Origin of the sequence: Escherichia sp. MOD1-EC7011 (assembly GCF_002965005.1) — a bacterium.
GTDB classification, from domain to species: domain Bacteria; phylum Pseudomonadota; class Gammaproteobacteria; order Enterobacterales; family Enterobacteriaceae; genus Escherichia; species Escherichia ruysiae.
Window position 1 is genome coordinate 109,302 of the sequence record NZ_PTRD01000027.1, and the last position, 16,660, is coordinate 125,961.

The 16,660-nt window shown below is 53.2% G+C and carries 16 protein-coding genes; 12 read left to right on the forward strand and 4 right to left on the reverse strand.

The features are described from left to right. Positions 1-30: 30 nt before the first annotated feature. Positions 31-1,566, forward strand: coding sequence for a murein biosynthesis integral membrane protein MurJ (gene murJ, locus A7098_RS14735; protein ID WP_001050689.1), 1,536 nt, complete (start codon positions 31-33; stop codon positions 1,564-1,566). A gap of 39 nt (positions 1,567-1,605) precedes the next feature. Here the strand turns inward: murJ and flgN are convergent, their stop codons facing one another. The 3 genes from flgN to flgA all read right to left on the reverse strand — a co-directional run bounded on the left by flgN (position 1,606) and on the right by flgA (position 3,055). Next, positions 1,606-2,022 carry a flagella biosynthesis chaperone FlgN gene (flgN, locus tag A7098_RS14740; protein WP_105281003.1) on the reverse strand — a complete coding sequence of 139 codons (417 nt, stop codon included), beginning with the start codon at positions 2,020-2,022 and terminating at the stop codon, positions 1,606-1,608. 4 nt (positions 2,023-2,026) lie between these two features. Beyond that, complete coding sequence (gene flgM, locus A7098_RS14745; RefSeq protein ID WP_000020870.1) at positions 2,027-2,320, reverse strand: flagellar biosynthesis anti-sigma factor FlgM; 294 nt, start codon at positions 2,318-2,320, stop codon at positions 2,027-2,029. A 75-nt stretch (positions 2,321-2,395) separates the two neighbouring features. Beyond that, positions 2,396-3,055 (reverse strand): flagellar basal body P-ring formation chaperone FlgA, encoded by a 660-nt coding sequence (gene flgA / locus A7098_RS14750; RefSeq protein WP_105281004.1) that lies wholly within the window; start codon positions 3,053-3,055, stop codon positions 2,396-2,398. Positions 3,056-3,208: 153 nt separating this feature from the next. Between flgA and flgB the strand changes: the two genes are divergently transcribed. The 11 genes from flgB (at position 3,209) to flgL (ending at position 13,140) form a co-directional block, all read left to right on the forward strand. After that, a complete protein-coding gene (gene flgB / locus A7098_RS14760; protein WP_105281024.1) occupies positions 3,209-3,625 on the forward strand; it encodes a flagellar basal body rod protein FlgB in 417 nt (138 codons plus the stop codon). A gap of 3 nt (positions 3,626-3,628) precedes the next feature. Next, entirely contained in the window at positions 3,629-4,033 is a 405-nt protein-coding gene (gene flgC, locus A7098_RS14765; RefSeq protein ID WP_001196460.1) for a flagellar basal body rod protein FlgC, read from the forward strand. Between the two features lie 11 nt (positions 4,034-4,044). Beyond that, entirely contained in the window at positions 4,045-4,740 is a 696-nt protein-coding gene (gene flgD / locus A7098_RS14770; RefSeq protein ID WP_105281005.1) for a flagellar hook assembly protein FlgD, read from the forward strand. 24 nt (positions 4,741-4,764) lie between these two features. Then, positions 4,765-5,970 (forward strand): flagellar hook protein FlgE, encoded by a 1,206-nt coding sequence (gene flgE, locus A7098_RS14775; protein ID WP_105281006.1) that lies wholly within the window; start codon positions 4,765-4,767, stop codon positions 5,968-5,970. A 19-nt stretch (positions 5,971-5,989) separates the two neighbouring features. After that, entirely contained in the window at positions 5,990-6,745 is a 756-nt protein-coding gene (gene flgF / locus A7098_RS14780; protein WP_105281007.1) for a flagellar basal-body rod protein FlgF, read from the forward strand. Positions 6,746-6,882: 137 nt separating this feature from the next. Next, positions 6,883-7,665 carry a flagellar basal-body rod protein FlgG gene (gene flgG, locus A7098_RS14785; protein ID WP_000625837.1) on the forward strand — a complete coding sequence of 261 codons (783 nt, stop codon included), beginning with the start codon at positions 6,883-6,885 and terminating at the stop codon, positions 7,663-7,665. A gap of 51 nt (positions 7,666-7,716) precedes the next feature. Then, positions 7,717-8,415 carry a flagellar basal body L-ring protein FlgH gene (gene flgH / locus A7098_RS14790; protein ID WP_010345611.1) on the forward strand — a complete coding sequence of 233 codons (699 nt, stop codon included), beginning with the start codon at positions 7,717-7,719 and terminating at the stop codon, positions 8,413-8,415. Positions 8,416-8,426: 11 nt separating this feature from the next. Next, the gene (flgI, locus tag A7098_RS14795) at positions 8,427-9,524 is read left to right on the forward strand and encodes a flagellar basal body P-ring protein FlgI (protein WP_000589295.1); all 1,098 of its coding nucleotides are present in this window, start codon (positions 8,427-8,429) and stop codon (positions 9,522-9,524) included. Continuing rightward, positions 9,524-10,465: a flagellar assembly peptidoglycan hydrolase FlgJ gene (flgJ, locus tag A7098_RS14800; protein WP_105281008.1), complete on the forward strand. Its 942-nt coding sequence runs from the start codon at positions 9,524-9,526 to the stop codon at positions 10,463-10,465. The genes flgI and flgJ overlap by 1 nt, the downstream gene beginning before the upstream one ends. Positions 10,466-10,530: 65 nt before the next feature. Beyond that, positions 10,531-12,174 carry a flagellar hook-associated protein FlgK gene (gene flgK, locus A7098_RS14805; protein ID WP_085460619.1) on the forward strand — a complete coding sequence of 548 codons (1,644 nt, stop codon included), beginning with the start codon at positions 10,531-10,533 and terminating at the stop codon, positions 12,172-12,174. Between the two features lie 12 nt (positions 12,175-12,186). Then, a complete protein-coding gene (flgL, locus tag A7098_RS14810) occupies positions 12,187-13,140 on the forward strand; it encodes a flagellar hook-associated protein FlgL (protein WP_001212795.1) in 954 nt (317 codons plus the stop codon). A 195-nt stretch (positions 13,141-13,335) separates the two neighbouring features. On the opposite strand, the gene rne is transcribed toward flgL, so the two are convergent. Continuing rightward, entirely contained in the window at positions 13,336-16,521 is a 3,186-nt protein-coding gene (gene rne, locus A7098_RS14815) for a ribonuclease E (protein WP_105281009.1), read from the reverse strand. Positions 16,522-16,660: the final 139 nt, after the last annotated feature.

The window sequence follows — 16,660 nt, forward strand, 5'->3', positions numbered from 1 at the left end:
TTTTGCCCGTGGGTCTGGATTAGAACACCGATGAATTTATTAAAATCGCTGGCCGCCGTCAGCTCGATGACCATGTTTTCGCGTGTGCTTGGCTTCGCACGTGACGCAATTGTCGCCAGAATCTTTGGCGCAGGGATGGCAACCGACGCCTTTTTTGTCGCTTTTAAACTTCCTAACTTGTTGCGCCGTATTTTTGCTGAAGGAGCCTTCTCCCAGGCATTTGTGCCGATTCTGGCGGAATATAAAAGCAAGCAGGGTGAAGATGCCACGCGGGTCTTTGTCTCTTATGTTTCTGGTCTGCTGACACTCGCGCTGGCGGTTGTGACGGTTGCCGGGATGCTCGCCGCGCCGTGGGTAATCATGGTGACCGCGCCGGGCTTTGCTGATACTGCCGACAAATTTGCCCTGACTACCCAGCTATTACAGATTACTTTTCCCTATATTTTGCTGATCTCCCTGGCATCGCTGGTGGGGGCGATTCTCAATACCTGGAACCGTTTTTCGATTCCGGCATTTGCCCCGACGTTACTTAACATCAGCATGATTGGTTTTGCGCTGTTTGCCGCGCCGTACTTTAATCCGCCTGTGCTGGCGCTGGCGTGGGCTGTAACGGTGGGCGGTATCCTGCAACTGGTTTATCAGCTACCGCACCTGAAGAAGATAGGCATGTTGGTTTTGCCACGCATTAACTTCCACGATGCGGGTGCGATGCGCGTGGTGAAACAGATGGGACCGGCGATTCTTGGCGTCTCTGTCAGTCAGATCTCCTTGATCATTAACACCATTTTTGCCTCGTTTTTGGCATCCGGTTCTGTGTCCTGGATGTATTACGCCGACCGTTTAATGGAGTTCCCGTCTGGCGTACTGGGCGTGGCGCTGGGCACCATTTTGCTACCGTCGCTGTCGAAAAGTTTTGCCAGCGGCAATCACGATGAATACAACCGCTTGATGGACTGGGGGCTGCGTCTTTGTTTCTTGCTGGCGCTGCCAAGCGCGGTGGCGCTGGGTATCCTTTCCGGGCCGTTGACCGTTTCACTGTTTCAATACGGTAAATTTACCGCCTTTGATGCGCTGATGACCCAGCGGGCGTTAATTGCTTACTCGGTGGGTTTGATTGGCCTGATTGTGGTGAAAGTGCTGGCTCCGGGCTTTTATTCCCGCCAGGACATTAAAACACCGGTAAAAATAGCCATCGTCACGCTGATCCTGACGCAATTGATGAACCTGGCGTTTATCGGCCCGTTGAAACATGCCGGATTGTCGCTTTCCATTGGTCTGGCGGCTTGCCTGAATGCTTCGCTGCTGTACTGGCAGTTGCGTAAGCAGAAAATCTTCACCCCGCAGCCCGGCTGGACTGCGTTTCTGTTGCGTTTGTTGGTAGCCGTATTGGTGATGTCAGGCGTGCTGTTAGGTATGTTACACATCATGCCAGAGTGGTCATTGGGCACTATGCCCTGGCGCTTACTACGCTTGATGGCGGTTGTTGTTGCGGGGATCGCGGCATACTTTGCCGCGCTGGCGGTGCTGGGCTTCAAAGTTAAAGAGTTTGCCCGTCGGACGGTGTAATAATGCGTTCCGGCCTGCATTGCAGGCCGGAGAAAATCTTCAGATAGATATCTTTTTACTGCCGCGATGGGACATTGAGGTTTGACCGTTAGCCCCGTACAGCGTCGGTTCCTGATGCGGTTTCAGCATCTCCAGCGCCTGTTGATTGCGCTCAATCTGTCCTTCCAGAAGCCAGCCGTTATGTTGATTTAACTGGCGCAGTTGCTGCGTTTTCACGGTAATTTCCTGCCATCGCTGTGCGATCTCGTCGCTGTTTACAGTATCCAGTGTTTGCCGACGTAACTGCTCAAGGTAATCCAGCGTTGCCAGCAGTGAGCTTTTTTGTTCTGTAGTCCATTGCAACTGGCTGCCGTTGATCTGCCCCATAGAGAGATGTTGTTGCTCTTGATCCATCACCATTTTAAGCTCGTTAAGCACTGCGGACATCTGGTCGAGGATCTCTGCAAGACGCGTCATAAGCCTATTTACTCAGTAAGTCTTGTTGTACTTCGCTGATCAGCGCGTCGGCAATTTTGCCGATATCCATTTTTAGCTCACCGTTACGAATCGCCTGTCTCAACGCTTCTACGCGTTCAAGATTGATATCACTGCTGCCTGGCTGCATCAATTTTGCCTGCGCATCGCTTAACGTGACGTTGGTGCTGGTGGCTGCGGTCGTTTTAGTCGAGCGGGTATTGGCTACCGGCGCGTCAGTGTTTTCGCGTGGCTGAACGGTGCTTACGGGCTTCAGAGGTGAAGTGCGGTCAATACTCATGGTTTATTCCTCATTGAGGGCGCTTTTATCATTTGTTGCTTATTTATCGGCAATAGTCGGTCAATCTTTAACAGCTTACAGGTTTATAAGAATATTCCCATCAGCATCCACCACGCCACTGACCACCTGACCCGACACCATGCGGACACGAGCATTTTGCGCGACGGCGGCATTGTTCAGTGCCTGACCTTCAGCATTGGCGCTGAATCCATCGCCGCTGGCAATCACATTGACGCGTTGACCGGCTTTGACTCGCCAGGCCTGGCGCAGCATGGTTAGCTGTACAGGCTGTTCGGGCGCCAGATCGCGCAGGCTGACGGCATCAACAAGTTGATTGACATCCAGCACAGTACGCGGCGGTAAGGTATCCAGCCGTCCGCGTTTTAGTTTGACACTGCCAGATTCCAGTTTTCCCCCACGCACAACGGGCATCGCAGCAACCACATAATTTCCCGTGGCCTGCACATTAACCTGCAAATATCGTTTGTCGTTGCCGCAGCGCGCCAGCACATTCACATTGCCCCACAGGCGGGAATTGCTGGTCATCGACAGCAATGGCTGTTCACACGGAGGCAGTAAATGGGGCGCAGTACGAATAGAGACCCGGACTTCATCACTCAACCCTGCCAGTTGTGCGGCAAAAAAGGTTTGCAATTGTGATGTGAGATCGCCAGCCGCACTCAGCGGACTGAACAGTATCGCGATGATCGCCATACAACGCTTCATTGCCAGCATTTTCACCTCCAGCCATTTCTACAGGCCAAATTGTACCCGCGCGCTGTGACCATCAACGGCATAAATAGCGACCCATTTTGCGTTTATTCCGCCGATAACGCGCGCGTAAAGCCTTTAAGCTGGCGGCAGAATTTTGATACCTGCGGAGGAGATATGCTCGATAAGCTCGACGCCGCCTTACGTTTTCAACAAGAGGTGCTCAATCTGCGCGCCCAGCGTCAGGAAGTGCTGGCGGCAAATATCGCCAATGCTGATACCCCTGGTTATCAGGCGCGCGATATAGATTTTGCCAGTGAACTTAAAAAAGTGATGCAGCGTGGACGAGATGAAACCAGCGTGGTTGCGCTGACCATGACCTCAACGCAACACATTCCGGCGCAGGCGCTGACGCCTCCTTCCACAGAACTGCAATACCGTATTCCGGATCAGCCTTCGCTGGACGGCAATACCGTCGATATGGATCGCGAACGTACCCAGTTTGCCGATAACAGCCTGCAATACCAGATGAGCCTTAGTGCGTTGAGTGGGCAAATCAAAGGCATGATGAACGTTTTACAGAGCGGAAATTAACGGATGGCACTGCTGAATATTTTTGATATCGCCGGATCGGCGTTAACTGCTCAGTCCCAGCGTCTGAACGTGGCGGCCAGTAATCTGGCGAATGCCGACAGTGTGACTGGCCCAGACGGACAACCTTATCGGGCAAAACAGGTGGTGTTCCAGGTGAACGCCGCGCCAGGCGCTGCTACAGGCGGCGTAAAGGTTGCCGATGTTATTGAAAGTCAGGCTCCGGACAAACTGGTTTATGAGCCGGGTAATCCGCTGGCGGACGCGAAGGGCTACGTGAAAATGCCAAACGTTGATGTTGTCGGGGAGATGGTTAACACCATGTCGGCGTCGCGCAGCTATCAGGCCAACGTGGAAGTGCTTAACACGGTGAAAAGCATGATGCTGAAAACCCTCACGCTCGGTCAATAAAGGAGAAAGCCATGTCCATTGCGGTAACCACCACCGATCCGACAAATACCGGCGTCAGCACTACCAGCAGTAGTTCGATCACGGGCAGTACCGCCGCAGATTTACAAAGCAGTTTTCTGACCTTGCTGGTGGCACAACTAAAAAACCAGGACCCGACCAATCCAATGGAAAACAACGAGCTGACGTCGCAACTGGCGCAAATCAGCACGGTCAGTGGGATTGAAAAACTCAATACTACGCTCGGTTCGATTTCCGGGCAGATAGACAACAGTCAGTCGCTACAGGCCAGTAACCTGATTGGTCACGGTGTGATGATCCCCGGCACCACTATTCTTGCCGGAACCGGCAGTGAAGAAGGTGCGGTAACCACGACCACACCGTTCGGTGTTGAACTGCAACAGGCGGCAGACAAAGTCACTGCCACTATCACTGATAAAAACGGCGCGGTTGTGCGCACTATTGATATCGGTGAACTGACCGCCGGCGTCCACAGTTTCACCTGGGACGGTACGTTAACTGATGGCACAACCGCTCCAAATGGTTCTTATAACGTGGCGATTAGCGCCAGTAATGGTGGTACGCAGTTAGTGGCTCAACCGCTGCAGTTTGCTCTGGTACAGGGCGTGATTCGCGGCAACAACGGGAATACGCTGGATCTTGGTACTTACGGCACCACCACGCTCGACGAAGTACGGCAGATAATCTAAGCCTTCACATTTCAGGAGTCAGTCATGGCCTTTTCTCAAGCGGTAAGCGGATTAAACGCTGCCGCCACCAACCTCGATGTCATTGGCAACAATATCGCCAACTCCGCCACCTATGGCTTTAAATCCGGCACGGCTTCATTTGCTGATATGTTCGCGGGTTCTAAAGTGGGACTGGGAGTAAAAGTTGCTGGCATCACCCAGGATTTTACCGATGGCACGACCACCAATACCGGACGTGGTCTTGACGTTGCTATCAGCCAGAACGGTTTTTTTCGCCTGGTAGACAGCAACGGCTCGGTGTTTTATAGCCGTAACGGGCAATTCAAACTCGATGAAAACCGCAACCTGGTGAATATGCAAGGTTTACAGTTGACAGGTTATCCGGCAACCGGCACGCCGCCGACCATTCAGCAAGGGGCGAATCCGACCAATATTTCGATTCCAAATACCTTGATGGCGGCAAAAACCACCACCACGGCGTCGATGCAGATCAACCTGAACTCCAGTGATCCGCTTCCGTCGGTGACTACCTTTGATGCCAGTAATGCGGATAGCTATAACAAAAAAGGCTCGGTGACTGTTTTCGATAGTCAGGGGAATGCTCATGACATGAGCGTCTACTTTGTGAAGACCGGGGATAATAACTGGGATGTTTACACCCAGGACAGCAGTGATCCAACAGGCACAGTGAACCACGCAACGACGCTAGCGTTTAATGCCAATGGCATATTGACTTCGGGGGGGACAGCGAACATTACCACCGGCGCAATCAATGGCGCAGATCCTGCCTCATTCTCGTTAAGTTTCCTCAATTCTATGCAGCAAAACACCGGCGCAAACAACATTGTGGCAACCACGCAGGATGGCTACAAACCTGGCGATTTGGTGAGCTATCAAATCAACGATGACGGCACGGTAGTCGGTAACTATTCCAACGAACAAACCCAGTTGCTGGGGCAGATTGTGCTGGCAAACTTCGCTAACAACGAAGGGCTGGCTTCCGAAGGCGATAACGTCTGGTCTGCGACGCAATCTTCTGGCGTGGCGCTGCTGGGGACTGCCGGAACGGGTAATTTTGGCAGTCTGACCAACGGCGCGCTGGAAGCGTCCAACGTCGATCTCAGCAAAGAACTGGTCAATATGATTGTCGCCCAGCGTAACTATCAGTCCAATGCTCAGACCATCAAAACCCAGGATCAGATCCTTAACACGCTGGTTAACTTACGCTAATCGCTGACGGAATAGCTCAATGGATCACGCAATCTATACCGCAATGGGCGCCGCCAGCCAGACGCTGAATCAGCAGGCGGTGACCGCCAGTAATCTGGCAAATGCCTCGACACCGGGTTTTCGCGCGCAGTTAAACGCCTTACGTGCGGTGCCGGTGGAAGGGCTTTCTCTGCCCACGCGTACGCTGGTGACCGCGTCAACGCCGGGTGCAGACATGACTCCCGGCAAGATGGATTACACCTCGCGCCCGCTGGACGTTGCGTTGCAGCAGGATGGCTGGCTGGCCGTGCAGACCGCTGACGGCAGCGAAGGGTATACGCGTAATGGCAGCATTCAGGTTGATCCCACCGGGCAACTGACAATTCAGGGGCATCAGGTGATTGGCGAGGCGGGACCGATTGTTGTACCGGAAGGGGCAGAAATCACGATTGCCGCCGATGGCACGATTTCGGCGCTGAATCCCGGCGATCCGGCAAATACCGTCGCGCCAGTGGGTCGTCTGAAACTGGTGAAAGCCACGGGCAGTGAAGTACTGCGTGGTGATGATGGTATTTTTCGTTTAAGTGCGGAAAGCCAGGCAACGCGTGGCACGGTGCTGCAGACTGACCCGACGTTGCGCGTGATGTCGGGCGTACTGGAAGGCAGTAACGTCAATGCCGTTTCGGCAATGAGCGACATGATTGCCAGCGCGCGGCGTTTTGAAATGCAGATGAAGGTGATCAGCAGCGTCGATGATAACGCAGGCCGTGCCAACCAACTGCTGTCGATGAGTTAATTAAACGATTGATGACATTGCAATAAAAGCGAGCGGACTATTCCCTCGCCCCTTTGGGGAGAGGGTTAGGGTGAGGGGAAATTCGCACCGCCGCGTGCTTTTGCTCTGCTTGTCAGCAATCCACCACAGGATATTTTATGATCAGTTCATTATGGATCGCCAAAACGGGTCTCGACGCCCAGCAAACCAATATGGACGTTATTGCCAACAACCTGGCAAACGTCAGCACCAACGGTTTTAAGCGCCAGCGGGCGGTGTTTGAAGATCTGCTTTATCAAACCATTCGCCAGCCGGGGGCACAGTCTTCCGAACAAACCACCTTACCCTCCGGATTACAAATCGGCACGGGGGTTCGCCCGGTCGCCACTGAACGCTTACATAGCCAGGGCAACCTGTCGCAGACCAACAACAGCAAAGATGTCGCGATTAAAGGGCAGGGCTTTTTCCAGGTGATGTTGCCAGATGGCTCATCAGCCTATACCCGTGACGGCTCTTTCCAGGTGGATCAGAACGGGCAACTGGTGACGGCCGGTGGCTTTCAGGTGCAGCCAGCAATCACCATTCCGGCGAATGCGTTAAGTATCACCATTGGTCGTGATGGCGTGGTAAGCGTTACCCAGCAAGGTCAGGCGGCGCCGGTTCAGGTTGGACAACTCAATCTCACTACCTTTATGAACGACACCGGGCTGGAGAGTATTGGTGAAAACCTCTACACCGAAACGCAATCCTCCGGTGCACCGAATGAAAGCACGCCGGGCCTGAACGGTGCAGGACTGTTGTATCAAGGGTATGTTGAAACATCTAACGTCAACGTGGCGGAAGAACTGGTCAACATGATCCAGGTACAGCGCGCCTACGAAATCAACAGTAAAGCGGTATCCACTACCGATCAAATGCTGCAAAAACTGACGCAACTCTAAGGCATACCGGTGGGGACTCTCACCGGTTTACTGATTTTGAAGATGATAGCCATGCAAAAAAACGCTGTGCATACTTACGCCATTTCCAGCTTGTTGGTGCTTTCACTATCCGGCTGTGCCTGGATACCCTCCACGCCGCTGGTGCAGGGGGCGACCAGTGCACAGCCGGTTCCCGGCCCGACGCCCGTTGCCAACGGTTCAATTTTTCAGTCTGCCCAGCCGATTAACTATGGCTATCAACCGCTGTTTGAAGATCGCCGACCGCGCAATATTGGTGACACGCTGACCATTGTGTTGCAGGAGAACGTCAGCGCCAGCAAGAGTTCCTCTGCGAATGCCAGCCGTGACGGTAAAACTAATTTTGGCTTTGATACTGTGCCGCGCTATTTGCAGGGGCTGTTTGGTAACGCCCGCGCCGATGTCGATGCCTCTGGTGGCAATAGTTTCAACGGTAAAGGCGGTGCTAATGCCAGCAATACCTTTAGCGGCACATTAACAGTGACGGTCGATCAGGTGCTGGTCAACGGTAACCTGCATGTGGTGGGTGAAAAACAGATCGCCATTAATCAGGGCACTGAATTTATTCGCTTCTCCGGCGTGGTCAATCCACGCACCATCAGTGGCAGCAATACCGTACCGTCTACTCAGGTGGCGGATGCACGTATTGAGTACGTGGGTAACGGTTACATTAACGAAGCGCAAAATATGGGCTGGTTACAGCGTTTCTTCCTTAACCTGTCGCCAATGTAAGTGAGGCTGTAGTGATTAAATTTCTCTCTGCGTTCATTCTTTTGCTGGTTGCGACGGTGGCGCAGGCCGACCGTATTCGCGATCTCACCAGCGTTCAGGGCGTACGGCAAAACTCGCTGATCGGTTATGGGCTGGTCGTTGGCCTGGATGGTACAGGCGACCAGACGACCCAGACGCCGTTTACCACTCAAACGCTTAATAACATGCTCTCGCAGTTGGGAATTACCGTTCCGACTGGCACTAATATGCAACTCAAAAACGTGGCTGCGGTAATGGTGACGGCGTCGCTTCCGCCATTTGGTCGCCAGGGGCAAACCATCGACGTGGTGGTTTCTTCTATGGGAAACGCCAAAAGTCTGCGTGGCGGCACGTTGTTGATGACACCGCTTAAGGGCGTTGATAGCCAGGTGTATGCGCTGGCGCAGGGCAACATTCTGGTTGGCGGCGCGGGCGCATCAGCGGGAGGCAGCAGTGTCCAGGTTAACCAACTGAACGGTGGACGGATCACTAATGGTGCGATTATTGAGCGTGAATTGCCCAGCCAGTTTGGCGCTGGCAATACCCTCAATTTGCAGCTAAATGAGGAAGATTTCACCATGGCGCAGGAAATTGCCGATACCATCAACCGCACACGTGGATACGGTAACGCGACGGCGTTAGATGCGCGGACTATTCAGGTACGCGTGCCGAGTGGCAACAGTTCCCAGGTGCGTTTCCTTGCTGATATCCAGAATATGCAGGTTAATGTCATCCCGCAGGACGCCAAAGTGATTATTAACTCGCGTACTGGTTCAGTGGTGATGAATCGTGAAGTGACGCTGGACAGTTGCGCGGTAGCACAGGGGAATCTCTCGGTTACGGTAAATCGTCAGGTTAACGTGAGCCAACCAGACACACCGTTTGGTGGCGGGCAGACCGTTGTCACGCCACAAACCCAGATCGACTTACGCCAGAGCGGCGGTTCGCTGCAAAGCGTACGTTCTAGTGCCAGCCTCAATAACGTGGTGCGCGCGCTCAATGCGCTGGGCGCTACGCCGATGGATCTGATGTCCATACTGCAATCAATGCAAAGCGCGGGATGTCTGCGGGCAAAACTGGAAATCATCTGATGATTAGCGACAGCAAACTACTGGCAAGTGCCGCCTGGGATGCGCAATCGCTTAACGATCTGAAAGCGAAAGCGGGCGAAGATCCGGCGGCAAATATTCGTCCGGTTGCCCGCCAGGTGGAAGGGATGTTCGTGCAGATGATGCTGAAAAGTATGCGTGAAGCCCTACCGAAAGATGGCCTGTTCAGTAGTGAGCACACTCGCCTCTACACCAGTATGTATGACCAGCAGATTGCCCAACAGATGACGGCGGGCAAAGGTCTGGGACTGGCGGAGATGATGGTAAAACAGATGACGCCAGAACAACCACTGCCAGATGAAGCGACGCCAACGGCACCGATGAAATTCCCGCTCGAAACCGTGGTGCGTTATCAAAATCAGACACTCACGCAGCTTGTGCAAAAAGCCGTGCCACGTAACTACGATGATTCGCTGCCAGGTGACAGTAAAGCATTCCTCGCCCAACTCTCATTGCCCGCCCAACTGGCAAGCCAGCAAAGCGGTGTGCCACATCATCTGATCCTCGCCCAGGCCGCGCTGGAATCAGGCTGGGGTCAACGGCAAATTCGTCGTGAAAATGGTGAACCAAGCTATAACCTGTTTGGCGTCAAAGCCTCTGCCAACTGGAAAGGGGCGGTGACTGAAATTACCACTACCGAATATGAAAACGGCGAAGCGAGGAAAGTGAAGGCGAAGTTTCGGGTCTACAGCTCTTATCTTGAAGCATTGTCGGATTATGTAGGACTGTTAACGCGTAATCCGCGTTACGCTGCCGTGACGACCGCCCCAAGCGCCGAGCAGGGCGCGCAGGCATTACAGGACGCGGGCTATGCTACCGATCCTCATTATGCCCGCAAACTCACCAATATGATTCAACAGATGAAATCGGTAAGCGACAAGGTGAGTAAGACCTACAACATCAGTATCGATAATCTGTTCTGAACAACTCAAGTCCGGCGGGTCGCTGCCGATAATGCTCTGTAATTGAAAGCTTATAAGGAACCTCCATGTCCAGCTTGATCAATAACGCCATGAGCGGACTTAACGCGGCTCAGGCGGCGTTAAATACGGCGAGTAATAATATTTCCAGCTATAACGTTGCCGGATATACTCGTCAAACGACCATTATGGCGCAGGCCAATAGCACTCTGGGGGCAGGCGGCTGGGTTGGCAATGGCGTCTACGTTTCCGGCGTACAGCGTGAGTACGACGCCTTTATTACCAACCAGTTACGTGCGGCGCAGACTCAGAGTAGCGGCCTGACTTCCCGCTATGAGCAGATGTCGAAAATCGACAATATGCTCTCTGGCAGCACCACGTCGCTGGCAACACAGATGCAGGACTTCTTCACCAGTCTGCAAACGCTGGTCAGCAACGCGGAAGATCCAGCAGCACGTCAGGCGCTGATTGGTAAATCAGAAGGGCTGGTGAATCAGTTTAAAACCACCGATCAGTATCTGCGCGACCAGGACAAACAGGTCAATATTGCGATAGGTGCCAGCGTTGACCAGATCAACAATTTCGCTAAACAAATCGCCAGCCTGAACGATCAAATTTCACGCCTGACAGGTGTGGGGGCAGGGGCGTCACCCAACAATCTCCTGGATCAACGCGATCAACTGGTGAGTGAATTAAACCAGATTGTTGGTGTAGAAGTCAGCGTTCAGGATGGCGGCACTTATAACATCACGATGGCCAATGGTTACTCGCTGGTACAAGGTAGTACGGCGCGCCAGCTGGCGGCAGTACCGTCCAGCGCCGATCCTTCTCGTACCACTGTCGCTTATGTTGATGGGACAGCAGGCAATATTGAGATCCCGGAGAAGTTGCTGAATACCGGGTCGCTGGGCGGCATTCTGACATTCCGTTCTCAGGATCTTGACCAGACGCGCAATACGCTCGGGCAACTGGCGCTGGCATTTGCCGAGGCTTTCAATACCCAACATAACAAGGGATTTGATGCCAATGGTAAGGAAGGGCAGGATTTCTTTGCCATCGGTAAGCCGGCTGTACTGGAGAATACTAAAAACCAGGGTAACAGCGCGATTAGCGCCACAGTGACCGATGGCTCTGCCGTGCTGGCGACAGATTACAAAATCTCCTTTAGCAACGATCAGTGGCAGGTCACCCGCCTTGCCAGCAATACCACTTTTCCGGTGACGCCGGATGCTGACGGTAAAGTCACGTTTGATGGTCTGGAGTTGACGTTTACTGGCACACCAGTCGCTAACGACAGCTTTACGCTGAAACCGGTAAGCGATGCCATCGTCAATATGGACGTTTTAATCACCGACGAAGCAGAAATCGCCATGGCGAGTGATAAAACGGCTGGTGAGAGCGACAACCGCAATGGTCAGGCGCTGCTGGATTTGCAAAGCAACGGTAAAACGGTGGGCGGGGCGAAATCCTTTAACGACGCCTATGCCTCGTTGGTCAGCGACATCGGTAATAAAACCGCTACGTTGAAAACCAGCAGTACCACGCAAGGTAATGTGGTAACGCAACTTTCTAATCAGCAGCAATCTATTTCCGGCGTCAACCTCGACGAAGAGTACGGCAACCTGCAACGCTTTCAGCAGTATTACCTGGCGAATGCGCAGGTTTTGCAGACGGCGAACGCCATTTTTGATGCGCTGATTAACATTCGCTAAGGGAGAGAAAAAATGCGTTTCAGTACTCAAATGATGTACCAGCAGAACATGCGCGGTATCACCAGTTCTCAGGCGGAATGGATGAAGTACGGCGAACAGATGTCGACGGGTAAGCGAGTCGTTAACCCTTCAGATGATCCCATTGCTGCATCACAAGCCGTAGTGCTCTCACAAGCGCAGGCGCAAAACAGCCAGTACACGCTGGCGCGTACTTTCGCGACTCAAAAAGTGTCACTGGAAGAGAGTGTGCTTAGCCAGGTGACCACTGCTATCCAGAATGCTCAGGAGAAAATTGTCTATGCCAGCAACGGCACCTTGAGTGACGATGACCGGGCATCGCTGGCAACGGATATTCAGGGGCTCCGTGACCAGTTGTTGAATCTGGCGAATACCACTGACGGTAACGGGCGCTACATTTTTGCGGGTTATAAAACAGAAACCGCGCCGTTTAGCGAAGAGAAAGGTAAATATGTCGGCGGAACAGAAAGTATTAAGCAACAGGTCGATGCTTCGCGTTCGATGGTGATAGGGCATACCGGCGACAAAATTTTTAATAGCATTACCAGTAATGCAGTAGCGGAACCAGACGGTAGCGATTCTGAAACCAATCTTTTTGCCATGCTGGATAGCGCCATCGCTGCGCTTAAAACACCGGTTGCGGATAGTGAAGCGGATCAAGAAACCTCCGCTGCGGCGTTAGATAAAACCAACCGTGGCCTGAAAAACTCGCTGAATAATGTGCTCACCGTACGCGCGGAATTAGGTACGCAGCTGAACGAGCTGGAGTCGCTGGATTCTTTAGGTAGCGATCGCGCTCTGGGCCAAACGCAGCAGATGAGTGATTTGGTTGATGTGGACTGGAACGCGACTATTTCGTCTTACATCATGCAGCAAACAGCATTGCAGGCGTCGTACAAAGCGTTTACTGATATGCAGGGGTTATCGCTTTTCCAGCTCAACAAATAAGCACTTTTTCAAACATATCATGAAACTGGGTATGTTTTGTCTGCCTGCTCTGGGATCGCCGGGGCGGGCATTTTTTTTGCCTGATTTGAGTAGTTGGCTAGCAAGAATGCCATTTGATGAATTTGAATATGTTGATTCAAAGATGAAATAAAAAGCCCCGGCGGTTGCCAGGGCTTGATTACTTTGAGCTAATGATTACTCAACAGGTTGCGGACGCGCAGGAGCGGCAGAGGCATGATGCGTTGCCGTATGACCACCTGCGGCACCTTTACCTTCGAAGGCAAAAGTAGGGCGCTGCCAGTCACTGTGACGCGGTGCTTCCGGAACATATTCCGGTGCCGGAGCGCGTGTCATCGGTGCGGTAGCGTGGTTATGCTCAACGGTAATCTCAGGTTCAACAGCGGCTACCGTTTCAACTTCTGCTGCGACTTCAGCGACCACAGGTGCGGCAGGTTGAGCGACAACTTCAGGTTCGGCAACTACAACCTCGGCAGTTTCGGCAACTTCTTCAATATCTGCCGTCTCTTCCTGCGGTTCAACTACCGGTTCCACGTGTTCTGCAACGTCCTGCGCTACAGCAACATCAGCCTCGGCAATCACCTGTGGCTGTTCAGTTACCGCTGCGGCAATCACTTCAGGATGCGTCGTTTCAACCACTTCCGGTTGCGCTTGTGCAACCGGAACCGGTGCTTCTATAGTTTCGGTCACTTCTTCAATAACCGGCGCGGCAACGACAGGTTCGACAGCGGCGGCGACAGGGACTTCAGTCACCATCGGCTGCATCTGTACTTCTTCCTGTTCTCGTTGCTCTTCAACCTGTACATCTTGCGGACGTACAACCGGATAGCGGATCCAGACTTTGCCAGAGGCCAGTTCCGGAGACGCACACGCTACGGTTAACGGCATTGGTGACTGAACCGGATAACGCTCGTCACGATAGCGACGACGACGCTGACCACTCACGCGCAGATGGCGAGGCGAGCGACGAGAACGACGCGGCATACCGCCGTTGTCACGGTTATCGACATTGTTATCTTCTTGTTGTTCCGGCGCAGTTTGTGCAACGACTGGCAATGGTACTTTCACCAGTTCAGTACGTTGGGCAGACGCTTCCTGCATAACAGGTTCGGCGGCGACGGTTTCTTCAACCACCGGAGCGGCTACCACTTCTTCCGCAACGCTTTGCTCGTAACGCACTTTCTGATTTAGCTGGCGCTGTTTACGACGCGGTTGAACCGGACGTACACGCTCCTCCTGTTCTGTTTCCTGAACAGATTGCTCCTCAACATTCAGTGCCTTCGCTTCTTGTTGTACCTGACGTTTATCATCGTTGCGGCGACGACTACGCTCACGACGCGGTGTTTGCTGCTCGTCGGTGGTACGCGCTTTTTCTGTTACATCAGCCTGCTGACGGCTCTCACGCGTCTCGGCAGTTTGCTGCTGTGACTGGCGACGATTACGACGGTTTTCTTCGCGATTATCGCTACCCTCTGTACGTTCGCTACGCGTGTCGCGGCGTTCATTACGGTCACGGCGATTGTTCTGACGAGGCTTACGGCGATCCTGTTGACGTTCCGGTTTCGTTTCTGCTTTTGGTGCAGGTTGCTCGGTTGGTTTGGTTTCTTCACCACCGCTGAACAGCGATTTCAGGGCGCTAAAGAGACGGCTTAACAGGCCTGGTTGTGCAGGAGCAGCAGGTGTTGTCGGCGCGGCTTTAGGCGCTGTGGCTGCCGCAGGCGTTACAGGTTCTGCCGGGGCTGGAGCTGGTGGCACATCCGGCATGGCAAAAGTCGCCAGTGCAGGTTGTTCCGGACGTTTACGCTCCGCAAACTCTTCTTCTGACGGCAGCGCCATTGCTTCTTCATGCAGCTTCGGCAGCATGTAGCTTAAGGTCGGCGTCTCTTCCCCTTTACGCACGCGCAGTACGTGGTAGTGCGGGGTTTCCATCTGATCGTTTGGTACAATCACACAGCGCACGCCGTCCTGACGGGTTTCAATTGCATTTACCGCAGAACGTTTTTCGTTCAGCAGGTAAGAGGCAATAGGGACAGGAACAATGGCGTGGACTTCCTGGGTGTTCTCTTTCAGGGCTTCTTCTTCAATCAAACGCAGAATAGAGAGCGACAGGGATTCATTATCACGCACGGTGCCAGTACCGGAGCAACGCGGGCAGACGTGATGGCTGGATTCACCCAGCGACGGGCTCAGGCGCTGACGGGACATCTCGAGCAGGCCAAAGCGAGAAATATGGCTGATTTGAATACGCGCACGATCTTGACGTACCGCTTCACGCAGACGGTTTTCCACCGCGCGCTGATGGCGTACAGGCGTCATGTCGATGAAGTCGATAACAATCAGACCGCCGAGGTCACGCAGGCGTAGCTGACGAGCAATCTCATCGGCTGCTTCCAGGTTAGTGTTAAATGCAGTTTCTTCGATATCGCCGCCGCGAGTTGCACGCGCGGAGTTGATGTCGATGGCGGTTAACGCTTCGGTGCTGTCGATAACAATGGAGCCACCAGACGGCAGACGGACTTCACGCTGGAAGGCGGACTCGATCTGCGATTCGATCTGGTAGTGGCTGAACAGGGGAATTTCACCCGTGTACAGTTTGATTTTGCTGCTGAAATCCGGGCGACCCAACGCGGCGATATGCTGACGCGCCAGTTCGAGTACTTTCGGATTATCGATAAGGATTTCGCCGATGTCCTGGCGTAAGTAATCGCGGAATGCGCGAACGATAACATTGCTCTCCTGATGGATCAGGAACGGAGCTGGGCGGCTTTCAGCGGCTTTTTTGATGGCTTCCCAGTGTTTCAGGCGGAAGCTTAAATCCCATTGCAGCGCCTCAGCAGATTTGCCGACGCCAGCGGTGCGCACGATAAGCCCCATGCCTTCCGGCAGTTCAAGGCTCGCCAGTGCTTCTTTTAATTCGGTACGGTCGTCGCCTTCGATACGGCGAGAAATGCCACCCGCGCGCGGGTTGTTCGGCATCAGAACCAGATAGCTACCCGCCAGGCTGATAAAAGTGGTTAATGCCGCGCCTTTGTTGCCGCGCTCTTCTTTATCGATCTGAACAATGACTTCCTGACCTTCGCGTAACACATCTTTAATGTTAGGACGGCCATGAGCACTGTAATTAGCAGGGAAATATTCGCGGGCAATTTCTTTTAGTGGGAGGAAACCGTGACGTTCAGCGCCGTAATCAACAAAAGCAGCTTCCAGACTCGGTTCAATGCGGGTGATTTTACCTTTGTAGATGTTCGCCTTTTTCTGTTCATGCCCTGGACTTTCGATATCCAGATCATACAGACGCTGCCCATCTACAAGGGCAACGCGCAACTCTTCCTGCTGAGTTGCGTTGATTAACATTCTTTTCATCGTAACTTACTCATTATTCTTACATTGACGACTAAGCTGCGGGCAAAGTAACGCCTTTCCGGGTGTGAACCGATGGCCTCGTGTCTAGTCGCGTCGCCAACCTCACGGTTATCGTCAGCTCAAAGAGGCGCAGAGTGTC

Excerpts from the sequence above, each read along its gene's own strand:
- murJ (WP_001050689.1), top strand. The coding sequence starts at position 31 with ATGAATTTATTAAAATCGCTGGCCGCCGTCAGCTCGATGACCATGTTT.
- flgN (WP_105281003.1), bottom strand. The coding sequence starts at position 2,022 with ATGACGCGTCTTGCAGAGATCCTCGACCAGATGTCCGCAGTGCTTAAC.
- flgM (WP_000020870.1), bottom strand. The coding sequence starts at position 2,320 with ATGAGTATTGACCGCACTTCACCTCTGAAGCCCGTAAGCACCGTTCAG.
- flgA (WP_105281004.1), bottom strand. The coding sequence starts at position 3,055 with ATGCTGGCAATGAAGCGTTGTATGGCGATCATCGCGATACTGTTCAGT.
- flgB (WP_105281024.1), top strand. The coding sequence starts at position 3,209 with ATGCTCGATAAGCTCGACGCCGCCTTACGTTTTCAACAAGAGGTGCTC.
- flgC (WP_001196460.1), top strand. The coding sequence starts at position 3,629 with ATGGCACTGCTGAATATTTTTGATATCGCCGGATCGGCGTTAACTGCT.
- flgD (WP_105281005.1), top strand. The coding sequence starts at position 4,045 with ATGTCCATTGCGGTAACCACCACCGATCCGACAAATACCGGCGTCAGC.
- flgE (WP_105281006.1), top strand. The coding sequence starts at position 4,765 with ATGGCCTTTTCTCAAGCGGTAAGCGGATTAAACGCTGCCGCCACCAAC.
- flgF (WP_105281007.1), top strand. The coding sequence starts at position 5,990 with ATGGATCACGCAATCTATACCGCAATGGGCGCCGCCAGCCAGACGCTG.
- flgG (WP_000625837.1), top strand. The coding sequence starts at position 6,883 with ATGATCAGTTCATTATGGATCGCCAAAACGGGTCTCGACGCCCAGCAA.
- flgH (WP_010345611.1), top strand. The coding sequence starts at position 7,717 with ATGCAAAAAAACGCTGTGCATACTTACGCCATTTCCAGCTTGTTGGTG.
- flgJ (WP_105281008.1), top strand. The coding sequence starts at position 9,524 with ATGATTAGCGACAGCAAACTACTGGCAAGTGCCGCCTGGGATGCGCAA.
- flgK (WP_085460619.1), top strand. The coding sequence starts at position 10,531 with ATGTCCAGCTTGATCAATAACGCCATGAGCGGACTTAACGCGGCTCAG.
- flgL (WP_001212795.1), top strand. The coding sequence starts at position 12,187 with ATGCGTTTCAGTACTCAAATGATGTACCAGCAGAACATGCGCGGTATC.
- rne (WP_105281009.1), bottom strand. The coding sequence starts at position 16,521 with ATGAAAAGAATGTTAATCAACGCAACTCAGCAGGAAGAGTTGCGCGTT.